Raw genomic sequence first — 10,456 nt, 5'->3', positions numbered from 1 at the left:
TTACATTTGAGTATAAAAATCAATTCACATGAATTCAATTCTTGATGTTGTAATTCGTTCCCTATGTGTGTATTTATTTATGGTAATAGCAATTCGGTTATTTGGAAAGAATCAGCTTTCACAGCTTAATGCAGGGGATGTTGTGCTTTTGCTGCTAATATCTAATGCGGTTCAGAATGCCATGGTGGGCCAGGACACATCTTTACAGGGAGGTATCATTGCAGCGTTGGTTCTATTTATCGCAAATTTTGTTTTGAAACGATTGATTTTTTCTAGTAAATCATTTAGCAGCTTTGTGGAATCAGATCCTGTTATTTTGGTAAAAGACGGAGTGATAGATTATAAAGCTTTAAATAAGGAGAAGATTTCAGAAGAAGAATTGAATGAAGCTATAAGAGAGCATGGAGTGGAAGATATTAAAGATGTCAGACTTTCTATACTTGAAGTAGATGGGAATATAAGCGTAGTTTCAGAAGATGAAAAAAATAAGCAGACCCATTATTCCCGAATTAAAAGAAAAAATAAAAGAAAATATCATTAATCACATGAATTACGAGATTAGAGAAATGCTCCCTGAAGACGAAACTAGAGTACTGGATATCTATCGTCAGGGAATTGAAAGTGGAATTGTAACATTTGAAACAGAAATCCCTAATAAAGAAGTGTGGAATACTACATTTTTTAATGATTGCAGATGGGTGCTGGAAAATGAAAATAATGAAGTGATTGGCTGGTGTGCTTTACAGCCTGTAAGTAAGAAAGAATGGTATAAAGGGGTTGCAGAGGTAAGTGTTTATTTGGATAATAATTATCAGGGGAGAGGATTAGGCTCGCTTTTGATTAAAAAATTGATTTTAGACAGTGAAGAGCATGGATTCTGGACATTACAATCCAATCTGTTTTCCGAAAATGAAACAGCTATTAAGTTTCATCACAGGAATGGGTTCAGGACAGTAGGAGTCCGTAAAAAGATAGGACAGCTCAACGGAACCTGGAAAGATGTAATTGTATTGGAAAAGAGAAGTATAAATATTTAATCATAATTGTATTTCCTTTCATTTTGGCATTAAGATTGATAATTTACGTTGAGAAATTTGAAATAATGGATTTATGAAAGGTATGATTAAAATAGCAAGTGTATTTTCTTTATTGTTTATGCTTGCTTCATGTATCGTTGAGCATCATCATGGAAGACGCATTCCTCCTGGGCATGCAAAAAAAATGTATGGAGGAAGTGCCAGTTATTATGCCCCGGGACATGCAAAAAAAAGAGGGCACCACCATTCTGAAAGGCATCATGGAGGTCATAAAAAGCACGGAAGAGATTAAAACTATTATTTAAAAAGCTCTGGTAATTGACCAGAGCTTTTATTGTTATTAGAATCTAGACTTTTTTGGATTTAAAAATGTATTAAATATCATAATATTTTCTCCAAACTTTTTTTCTATTCTTTCTTTGATATTGACCAGCTCACTTTCCAGAAAATCTTTACGCAGCCCATCATTATCGAAAATTAGAAGCAGGTTATAGTTCTTTCCTTCATTAATGTAATCGCTCTGCACTTCAGAAAGAATATATTGATTAACATCCATTAAATTTTCAGTCATTAAAACCAGAGTTTCATCAATATAATTTTCCCATTCTTCAAGGTAGTTTTGGGGACAATGGAAAGTAATACTTAACACGCTCATTTTTTAAGAATTTTTAAGATTTTGTGGATAATTCAGGGACAAAAATCGGCAAAATTTTCGTAAATTAGCCCGTTAATAAAAATTGGAAATAAATAATTTTCAGGCTCATAGCTAAAAGCTTGATTATCATTATAATAAATTTGTTTATGCAAAAAGAAGGAGAAAGACTGATTCCTATCAACATTGTTGATGAAATGAAGTCATCTTACATTGATTATTCAATGTCGGTAATTGTTTCAAGAGCATTACCTGATGTAAGAGATGGCTTGAAACCCGTTCATAGAAGAGTACTTTATGGTATGTATGGATTGGGGGTTTTTTCTAACAGAAAATACTTGAAATCTGCTAGGATTGTGGGGGATGTTTTAGGTAAATATCACCCACACGGAGACTCTTCTGTATATGATGCTATGGTAAGAATGGCACAGGATTGGAGTTTACGTTATCCACAGGTAGACGGCCAGGGTAACTTCGGTTCCATGGACGGTGACCCGCCGGCGGCAATGCGTTATACTGAAGCAAGATTAAAAAAGATCTCAGATGAGATTCTTTCAGATCTGGATAAAGAAACCGTTGATTTTCAGAATAACTTTGACGATAGTTTACAGGAGCCTACAGTTCTTCCTACGAAAATTCCTAATCTTTTAGTAAACGGAGCTTCAGGTATTGCAGTGGGGATGGCTACCAATATGGCCCCTCATAATTTATCAGAATCGGTAGACGCTATATGTTCTTATATTGATAACAGGGAGATTACTATTGATGAGCTGATGCAGCATATTATCGCTCCGGATTTCCCAACAGGAGGAATCATTTATGGATATGACGGTGTAAGAGACGCTTTCCATACAGGAAGAGGACGGGTTATTCTGAGAGCTAAAGTAAGTTTTGAAGAAATTGGAAACAGAAATGCGATTATCGTTACAGAAATTCCTTATCAGGTAAACAAAGCTGAAATGATTGCCAGAACAGCCGAATTGGTAAAAGATGAAAAAATTCCTGGTATCTATGAAATTAGAGATGAATCTGACAGAAAAGGTCTTCGTGTCGTTTATGAACTTAAAAATGATGCAATTCCTAATGTAGTTCTTAATCTATTGTATAAATATACGGCCCTTCAGACATCTTTCAGTGTAAACAATATTGCATTGGTAGACGGAAGACCTGAACAGCTGAATCTTAAAGATATTATTCACCATTTTGTAGAGCACAGACATGAAGTAATTGTAAGGAGAACCCAGTTTGAGCTTAAAAAAGCACGTGAGAGAGCACATATCCTTGAAGGATTCATGAAAGTGATAGGAACACAGGATGCGTTGGACAAAGCAATTTCTATTATCCGTCACAGTGCTAATCCTCAGGCTGCCAAAGAAGGCTTGATCGAAGAATTTGATCTTTCTGAAATTCAGGCTCAGGCTATTCTTGATCTTCGTTTAGCCCGTTTAACGGGTATGGAACTTGATAAGATCCGTGATGAGTATGATGCTATTATGAAAGAAATCCTGAATTTGGAAGATATATTAGCCAATGAAGGAAGAAGATATCAGATCATCAAAGATGAATTGATTGAAGTAAAAGAAAAATATGGGGATGAAAGAAGAACGGAAATTGATTACTCAGGAGGAGAAATGTCTATTGAAGATATCATTCCGAATGAAGCGGTAGTTCTTACCATTTCCCATGCAGGATATATTAAGAGAACTTCACTTTCAGAATACAAAATTCAAAGTAGAGGAGGTGTAGGAAATAAAGCGGCTACGACAAGAGATTCAGATTTCCTTGAATATATTGTTTCTGCAACCAATCACCAGTATATGTTATTCTTTACGGAAAAAGGAAGGTGTTACTGGCTGAGAGTATTTGAAATTCCGGAAGGATCTAAAACAGCTAAGGGTAGAGCTGTTCAGAACCTCATTAATATAGAGCCGGACGATAAGATCAAAGCTTATATCAGGACCAACAACCTGAAAGATGCTGAATACGTAAATCAGATGAGCGTAGTAATGGTGACTAAAAACGGAACCATTAAGAAAACATCACTTGAGGCATATTCAAGACCTAGAGTTAATGGGGTGAATGCTATTGAGATCAGAGATAATGACCAGTTATTAGGAGCATACCTGACGAATGGGACATCTCAGATCATGATTGCTACTAAAAATGGTAAATGTATCCGTTTCCCTGAAGAGAAAGTAAGAGAGGTAGGAAGAGGATCTATCGGGGTTCGCGGTATTACTCTGGAAGATAATGACGAAGTAATTGGTATGATTGTTGTGAATGATGTAGAACACGAAACGGTTCTTGTAGTATCTGAAAAAGGATATGGTAAAAGAACAGCAGTAGAGGATTACAGAATTACCAACAGAGGTGGAAAAGGTGTCATTACACTTAATATCACTGAAAAAACAGGAAACCTTATTGCAATTCAGAATGTAACGGACGAAGATGGACTGATGATTATCAATAAATCAGGAGTTGCCATCAGAATGGGAATGGATGAAATGAGAGTGATGGGAAGAAATACACAGGGGGTAAGATTAATTAATCTGAAGAAAAATGATGAAATTGCGGCCATAGCAAAAGTAGCGATGGACAAAGATGTTGAAGACGGAGAAGAAAATGAAGAAGTTGTAGAAGGAGATCCGGAAGCTGCACCGACTATTTCGCAGGCAGAAAATAATTCAGAAAATGAAAATTCGGAAGAAGGAGTGGAAAACTCTGATTCTGAAGAATAATTAATTAAATATAAAATAGTATTATGAAGAAGCTAATTTTAGGAATAGCAATCGTTTCATCTACTTTTGCTTTTGCTCAAAAGAAAGATGTAAACGCTCAATTACAAGAAGCTAATAAGGCAGCTATGGATGCGTATAATGCAAAAAACTATGCAGTAGCAGCTCCTAAGTTTATGGAAGTATATAACTTGTTGAAAACTAATGGGCAAGATGACAAAGTATATATGTATTATTCCGGTCTTAACCATGCTTTGGCAAATAATGTAGATGAAGCTATCAAAATCTATACGGAACTTATCAACTCGGGATATACAGGTGTTCAGACTACCTACACTGCCAAAGATAAAGCAGGTAAAGTAGCCACTTATGATAAAGCGACCTGGGATATGCTGAAAAAATCGAAAGACTATTCTGATTTTAAATCCGAGCAGACTCCAAGTGTAGAGCAGGATCTATATGAAACACTATCCACTTTATTGTTAAATGCTAAAAAGAATGATGAAGCTATAGCAGTGATTGAAAAAGGATTGGCTAAATATCCTAATAATGCCAAACTAAAAGAATTCCAGAGTACAGCTTATTATCAGTCAGGAAATACTGAAAAGTTTGTGGCTACCTTAAAAGAACAGTTGGCTAAGAATCCTAATGATGCCACCAACTGGTATAATTTAGGTGTAATGCAGTCTAAAGATCCTGCATCTGTGGGAGAAGCTGAAGCAGCATTTAAAAAAGCAATTGAACTTAAGCCTGATTTCTCTAATGCTTATCAGAACCTGGTATACACAGTGATTGGTGATGATGAGAAAGCGGTAAATGAAATTAATGCTTTGAGAAAAGATAAGCCTGATGAGGCTACAAAATTAATTGAAGCAAGAAAAGAAAGATTTGGTAATTCATTACCTTACGCTGAAAAATGGCATCAGGCTGTACCCACAGATGTAAATGCTGTTATTATGCTGAAAGAAATCTATACGATTACTAAAAATCAGGAAAAAGCCAACGAAATGAAGGCAAAAGAAGCTCAATTACAAGGAGCTGCAAAATAGTCCTGAAAAGAAAGAAATATAAATAAGAAACCGGAACAATTTGTTCCGGTTTTTTTATGAAAACGAGATGGGTATTAGATGATTATTTTTAAAAGATTATCATCAAATTTCCCCTCAGAAATTCTCTGTAATTCCGTATATTTGAGAAAAATTTTTATCAACATGATCGAATGGAAAACTGCTAAAGAATACGAAGATATTACCTATAAAAAATGTAATGGTGTAGCAAGAATTGCCTTCAACAGACCGGAGATTCGCAATGCTTTCAGACCTAAAACAACTTCTGAGTTATATGATGCCTTTTATGATGCCTATGAAGACGCTTCAATAGGTGTGGTTTTACTTTCAGGTGAAGGTCCGAGTCCTAAAGATGGAGGATGGGCATTTTGTAGCGGAGGAGATCAGAAAGCAAGAGGTCATCAGGGGTATGTAGGAGAAGACGGGAGACACCGTTTAAATATTCTTGAAGTTCAGCGCCTTATCCGTTTTATGCCTAAGGTGGTCATTGCTGTAGTTCCAGGATGGGCAGTAGGAGGAGGGCACTCTCTTCATGTGGTTTGTGATCTTACTTTAGCAAGTAAGGAACACGCTATTTTCAAGCAGACTGATGCAGATGTTACCAGTTTTGACGGTGGATATGGATCTGCTTATCTTGCTAAAATGGTAGGACAGAAAAAAGCTCGTGAAATATTTTTCTTAGGAAGAAACTACTCAGCTCAGGAAGCTTATGAAATGGGGATGGTAAATAAAGTAGTTCCCCATGATGAATTAGAAGACACAGCCTACGAATGGGCTCAGGAAATATTAGCTAAATCTCCAACCTCTATAAGAATGCTGAAATTCGCCATGAACTTAACGGATGACGGGATGGTAGGACAGCAGGTTTTTGCAGGAGAAGCTACCCGTTTGGCTTATATGACAGACGAAGCAAAAGAAGGAAGAAATGCCTTCCTTGAGAAAAGAAAACCGGATTTCGGAGAAGATCAGTGGATATCGTAAATATTGTATGTGTGTATTTAAGTAAAAAGTTTAATGATCGGACGTTACTTTTATCATTTTACATGAATATTAGAAAAATAATATGATTGACTGGATAAAAGCCGCAAGGCTGAGAACATTACCACTGTCTCTAAGTGGAATTATTATGGGTGCCTTTATTGCAAAATGGAGGTTATATGGAGAAGGAGGAATCTGGGATTGGAAGATCTTTGCTCTGGCATTACTGGTTACATTGCTTTATCAGGTTTTATCAAACTTTGCCAATGATTACGGTGACGGAGTAAAAGGAACTGATGCCAAAAGAATAAATGAAGCGGAAGCAAGAGCAGTAGCTTCAGGAAAGATTACAGCAAAACAGATGAAAAATGCTGTAATATTACTTTCAATACTGTCTTTTGCAGCGACCGTTGCCTTATTATACGTTGCCTTTATTCCGGAACATATGAATGAGTTTTATATTTTCATCGGATTGGGGATAGCCAGTATTTTAGCGGCAATTGGATATACGGTAGGTAAAAAACCGTATGGATATATGGGGTTGGGAGATATCTTTGTGTTTATCTTTTTCGGATTGGTTTCCGTATGCGGAAGCTATTTTCTTTTTACCAAGACTTTCAGTTGGGATATTCTCTTGCCGGGAACTGCTGTAGGAATGATGAGTATGGCAGTGCTTAATCTTAATAACATGAGAGATATGGAAAGTGATAAACATACAGGAAAACATACCCTGGCATTGAGATTAGGCTTTAAGAACGCTATGATCTATGAAATGATCCTTTTGCAGCTTCCCTTGATCCTGATTCTTATATTTTTGGGACTTAACGGTTTTATACAGACACAGAATTATTATGTGTTCATTGTGATGATCCTGCTGTTTCCATTTGCTAAATTAAGAAGAAGCATTATGTCGGTGAAAGAGCCCAGAGAATTGGATCCTTTCCTGAAGCAGGTGGGAATCCTGACTTTTGTTATGGCACTTTTAACAGCAATCGGACTTAACTTTTTTAAATAATATATGATGAGTTCTACTGCATATGTTGAAGCTCAAATGCTTATAAGAAAACCTGTTCAGGATGTTTTTCAGGCATTCATTGATCCGGTAGTTACAACTAATTTTTGGTTTACCAAATCAAGTGGAAAACTGGAAGAAGGAAAGGTAATCACATGGGAATGGGAAATGTATGATGTTAAAAATCAGGTAAGAGTTGATCAGATTATTTTCAATCAATTGATCAGAACAGTATGGGGGGATTTTTCCATACATGTGGATTATGAATTTAAAGAAATGGAGAAAGGTACTCTTGTAATTATTAAGAGTTTCGGATTTACCCAGACAGGAGAAGAACTTGTAAGGATTGTGAATGACAATACCGGAGGTTTTACGACTGTTTTGGATGGCTGTAAAGCCTATCTGGAACATGGAATTAAATTAAATTTAATTGAGGATAAATTTCCTCAGAAATAAATAAATCTAAAGTTATGAAAATACAATTTTTAGGACAAAACTGTTTTTTATTTACCTATAAAGACAAAACTATTTTAAGCGATCCTTTTTATAACTATCAAAAAGCAAAGTCGGGTTTTGATATTTCAGCTCAGAAAATAGATTATATCTTATTAACCCATGCTCATGGAGATCATATTGCAGATGTAGAAGAAGTATTACAGCATTATCCTGAAGCTACTGTTATTGGAGTTCCGGAAATTTGCGGATACTTTAAAAATGCAAAGAATACTGATGATGTTAACTTAGGAGGTTCGGCGAAGATAGATGATCTTAAAATTTCTATGGTTCCGGCTCACCATACAAGTTCATTTCCTGACGGAAGTTATGGAGGGGTTCCTGTAGGATATATTTTCAGACTTCCTGAAGGTAAAAACATATATTTAGCAGGAGATACCGGAGTAATGGCGGATATGGAGCTTTTCCCAAGACTTTTTGGTAATATTGATCTGTCTATTCTGCCTATCGGAAGCCACTATACAATGTGTCCAAGAAAAGCGGCTTTTGCAGCTTCAGAACTATTGAAAACACCTAAAGTAATCGGATGTCATTTTGATACTTTCCCACCTATTGAAATCAATCATGAAAGTGCATTGAAACATTTTAGTGATAAAAATGTAGAACTTGTTTTACCGGAACTGGGAGAGGAGTTTGAATTTTAAACTAAGGGAAATAAAAAATGGCAAGCTATCTACATCACACCGCTACGACCAATTACCTTTGCTGCGTTCCCACCCTGGAGGATTCTCAGGAGCTGGTTGTGTAGGACTTGCCGGTGCAAAGATAGCAATTAATTATAAAATTGAAAATATTATCTAAGAAAAATACTTTAAAAAATGCTTTGTCAGCGCTAAAATGTTGAGATCTAAGGCAATAATTTTTAAAATTTTTCTAAAAAATTAAATATGACGAAGAGTCCATCTACATTAGGAATTATACTTTTTATAGCTACTATGATCATTTTTTTCATAGTCTATTTTTTCTTTTCGGGAATTAATTATTTTGATACTTCACTCAAAATCAATGCGTTTGTTTTACCCGTTCTTTATGCGGGAACAGCTTTCTGGTCGGTGAAATCTTACTGGAATAACCATCGCTTGGGATTCAGAGATGCTTTCAAAAGAGCTTTTACTCCCATGTTTATCGGAGGAATCCTTTCCATTTTCAGTATCTATTTATTTTTAAATTTTGTAGATACAGATGCTAAAAGGCTGTTGAACTATCAATATGTTGAAAGACAAAAGGCAGAGCTGGATGCCGAATATACCAAAGCAAAGCAAATCTTAAAAAATAAGGAAGATATTGAAGAACTGGAGCAGAAGTATAAAGAAAGAAAAGAAAGTTTTGCCCCGGAATTAGTTAAAGAAAAAGATATGCTTACGGCTAGTCATTTTTCAGGATATTTTGCTGCAATTCTTATATTTTACTTAGTTTTGTCATTGTTTTTCGGAGCATTTTTCAGAACAAAAACAATACATCCGGAAACAACCAATCAAGAATAATTTTTTAATTAAATGAACCTATCTATAATTATTCCGTTACTTAACGAAGAAGCTTCACTGGAAGAACTTTTCTCAAGAATTGATAAAGTTTGTACTACTCATCATTTGTCATATGAAGTGTGGTTTGTGGATGATGGAAGTACGGATTTATCGTGGAATATTATTGAAAATCTTAAAGTTCAGTATCCACAGATTCATGGAATTAAGTTTTCCCGAAACTATGGAAAATCCCAGGCTTTGCATGCTGCTTTTGAAAAAGCAAACGGTGATGTTGTGATTACTATGGACGCTGATTTGCAGGATTTTCCTGAAGAAATTCCGGAACTATATAAAATGGTGGTGGATGAAAACTATGATATTGTTTCAGGCTGGAAAAGAAAACGTTTTGATAATGTAATGACTAAAAATCTTCCTTCAAAGCTCTTTAATACCGCAGCAAGAAAAGTTTCAGGAGTGGATCTTCATGATTTCAACTGTGGTTTAAAAGCCTATAAAAAACAAGTGGTAAAATCCATCGATGTGTATGGAGATATGCACAGATATATTCCGGTTCTGGCAGCAAATGCCGGATTCAGGAGAATTACGGAAAAAGAAGTCCAACATCAGGCAAGACCGTATGGAAGTTCGAAATTTGGGACAGAAAGATTTATCCGTGGTTTTCTGGATTTGATTACTCTTTGGTTTGTGAGCCGTTTTGGTGGAAGACCTATGCATTTCTTTGGAGCGGTAGGAACTTTGATGTTTCTGTTAGGATTTCTTTCAGCCCTCTGGCTGGGAATTTCCAAACTGATCGATGTTTCAAAAGGAATCTACGGGCATCTCATCACTAATAATCCATGGTTTTTTATAGCACTAACTATGATGATTATGGGAACATTACTTTTTGTAGCCGGATTCTTGGGAGAAATGATCATCCGAACTAATAGAGAACATAAGAATTATAATATTGATGAAGTGATATAGATCCAATACTTATAT

General features: G+C 35.7%; 12 protein-coding genes and 1 other RNA gene. 11 read left to right on the top strand and 2 right to left on the bottom strand.

What is annotated here, in order from left to right; translation table 11 throughout:
* The first annotated feature begins 28 nt into the window (after window positions 1-28).
* The 3 genes from Q0A18_RS08915 (at window position 29) to Q0A18_RS08905 (ending at window position 1,329) form a co-directional block, all read left to right on the top strand.
* Window positions 29-541 (top strand): YetF domain-containing protein, encoded by a 513-nt coding sequence (locus tag Q0A18_RS08915; protein ID WP_292009802.1) that lies wholly within the window; start codon window positions 29-31, stop codon window positions 539-541.
* 4 nt (window positions 542-545) lie between these two features.
* Window positions 546-1,037: a GNAT family N-acetyltransferase gene (locus tag Q0A18_RS08910; protein WP_292009801.1), complete on the top strand. Its 492-nt coding sequence runs from the start codon at window positions 546-548 to the stop codon at window positions 1,035-1,037.
* 73 nt (window positions 1,038-1,110) lie between these two features.
* The gene (locus Q0A18_RS08905; protein ID WP_292009800.1) at window positions 1,111-1,329 is read left to right on the top strand and encodes a hypothetical protein; all 219 of its coding nucleotides are present in this window, start codon (window positions 1,111-1,113) and stop codon (window positions 1,327-1,329) included.
* A 48-nt stretch (window positions 1,330-1,377) separates the two neighbouring features.
* On the opposite strand, the gene Q0A18_RS08900 is transcribed toward Q0A18_RS08905, so the two are convergent.
* Entirely contained in the window at window positions 1,378-1,692 is a 315-nt protein-coding gene (locus Q0A18_RS08900; RefSeq protein WP_292009799.1) for a DUF4286 family protein, read from the bottom strand.
* A 146-nt stretch (window positions 1,693-1,838) separates the two neighbouring features.
* On the opposite strand from Q0A18_RS08900, the gene gyrA reads away from it, so the two are divergent.
* The 6 genes from gyrA (at window position 1,839) to Q0A18_RS08870 (ending at window position 8,638) form a co-directional block, all read left to right on the top strand.
* The gene (gyrA, locus tag Q0A18_RS08895; RefSeq protein ID WP_292009798.1) at window positions 1,839-4,427 is read left to right on the top strand and encodes a DNA gyrase subunit A; all 2,589 of its coding nucleotides are present in this window, start codon (window positions 1,839-1,841) and stop codon (window positions 4,425-4,427) included.
* Between the two features lie 23 nt (window positions 4,428-4,450).
* Window positions 4,451-5,473: a tetratricopeptide repeat protein gene (locus tag Q0A18_RS08890; RefSeq protein WP_292009797.1), complete on the top strand. Its 1,023-nt coding sequence runs from the start codon at window positions 4,451-4,453 to the stop codon at window positions 5,471-5,473.
* A gap of 162 nt (window positions 5,474-5,635) precedes the next feature.
* The gene (locus tag Q0A18_RS08885; protein WP_292009796.1) at window positions 5,636-6,472 is read left to right on the top strand and encodes a 1,4-dihydroxy-2-naphthoyl-CoA synthase; all 837 of its coding nucleotides are present in this window, start codon (window positions 5,636-5,638) and stop codon (window positions 6,470-6,472) included.
* A gap of 82 nt (window positions 6,473-6,554) precedes the next feature.
* A complete protein-coding gene (gene menA, locus Q0A18_RS08880; protein WP_292009795.1) occupies window positions 6,555-7,484 on the top strand; it encodes a 1,4-dihydroxy-2-naphthoate octaprenyltransferase in 930 nt (309 codons plus the stop codon).
* Window positions 7,485-7,490: 6 nt separating this feature from the next.
* A complete protein-coding gene (locus Q0A18_RS08875) occupies window positions 7,491-7,937 on the top strand; it encodes an SRPBCC family protein (RefSeq protein ID WP_292009794.1) in 447 nt (148 codons plus the stop codon).
* A gap of 14 nt (window positions 7,938-7,951) precedes the next feature.
* A complete protein-coding gene (locus tag Q0A18_RS08870) occupies window positions 7,952-8,638 on the top strand; it encodes a metal-dependent hydrolase (RefSeq protein ID WP_292009793.1) in 687 nt (228 codons plus the stop codon).
* A gap of 15 nt (window positions 8,639-8,653) precedes the next feature.
* On the opposite strand, the gene ffs is transcribed toward Q0A18_RS08870, so the two are convergent.
* Window positions 8,654-8,751: signal recognition particle sRNA small type (ffs, locus tag Q0A18_RS08865), an RNA gene on the bottom strand.
* Between the two features lie 130 nt (window positions 8,752-8,881).
* On the opposite strand from ffs, the gene Q0A18_RS08860 reads away from it, so the two are divergent.
* Together Q0A18_RS08860 and Q0A18_RS08855 are read left to right on the top strand one after the other, a co-directional pair.
* Window positions 8,882-9,478 carry a DUF4199 domain-containing protein gene (locus tag Q0A18_RS08860; protein WP_292009792.1) on the top strand — a complete coding sequence of 199 codons (597 nt, stop codon included), beginning with the start codon at window positions 8,882-8,884 and terminating at the stop codon, window positions 9,476-9,478.
* A 12-nt stretch (window positions 9,479-9,490) separates the two neighbouring features.
* Window positions 9,491-10,441 carry a glycosyltransferase family 2 protein gene (locus tag Q0A18_RS08855; protein WP_292009791.1) on the top strand — a complete coding sequence of 317 codons (951 nt, stop codon included), beginning with the start codon at window positions 9,491-9,493 and terminating at the stop codon, window positions 10,439-10,441.
* Window positions 10,442-10,456 lie beyond the last annotated feature (15 nt).

The sequence above is a fragment of the Chryseobacterium sp. genome, from assembly GCF_022712095.1.
Taxonomy (GTDB): Bacteria; Bacteroidota; Bacteroidia; order Flavobacteriales; family Weeksellaceae; genus Chryseobacterium.
This window is presented reverse-complemented; position numbering and strand designations above follow the sequence as displayed.

What these genes read in the sequence shown, in the direction of transcription:
- Q0A18_RS08915 (WP_292009802.1), top strand. Translation starts at nt 29, where the DNA reads ATGAATTCAATTCTTGATGTTGTAATTCGTTCCCTATGTGTGTATTTA.
- Q0A18_RS08910 (WP_292009801.1), top strand. Translation starts at nt 546, where the DNA reads ATGAATTACGAGATTAGAGAAATGCTCCCTGAAGACGAAACTAGAGTA.
- Q0A18_RS08905 (WP_292009800.1), top strand. Translation starts at nt 1,111, where the DNA reads ATGAAAGGTATGATTAAAATAGCAAGTGTATTTTCTTTATTGTTTATG.
- Q0A18_RS08900 (WP_292009799.1), bottom strand. Translation starts at nt 1,692, where the DNA reads ATGAGCGTGTTAAGTATTACTTTCCATTGTCCCCAAAACTACCTTGAA.
- gyrA (WP_292009798.1), top strand. Translation starts at nt 1,839, where the DNA reads ATGCAAAAAGAAGGAGAAAGACTGATTCCTATCAACATTGTTGATGAA.
- Q0A18_RS08890 (WP_292009797.1), top strand. Translation starts at nt 4,451, where the DNA reads ATGAAGAAGCTAATTTTAGGAATAGCAATCGTTTCATCTACTTTTGCT.
- Q0A18_RS08885 (WP_292009796.1), top strand. Translation starts at nt 5,636, where the DNA reads ATGATCGAATGGAAAACTGCTAAAGAATACGAAGATATTACCTATAAA.
- menA (WP_292009795.1), top strand. Translation starts at nt 6,555, where the DNA reads ATGATTGACTGGATAAAAGCCGCAAGGCTGAGAACATTACCACTGTCT.
- Q0A18_RS08875 (WP_292009794.1), top strand. Translation starts at nt 7,491, where the DNA reads ATGAGTTCTACTGCATATGTTGAAGCTCAAATGCTTATAAGAAAACCT.
- Q0A18_RS08870 (WP_292009793.1), top strand. Translation starts at nt 7,952, where the DNA reads ATGAAAATACAATTTTTAGGACAAAACTGTTTTTTATTTACCTATAAA.
- Q0A18_RS08860 (WP_292009792.1), top strand. Translation starts at nt 8,882, where the DNA reads ATGACGAAGAGTCCATCTACATTAGGAATTATACTTTTTATAGCTACT.
- Q0A18_RS08855 (WP_292009791.1), top strand. Translation starts at nt 9,491, where the DNA reads ATGAACCTATCTATAATTATTCCGTTACTTAACGAAGAAGCTTCACTG.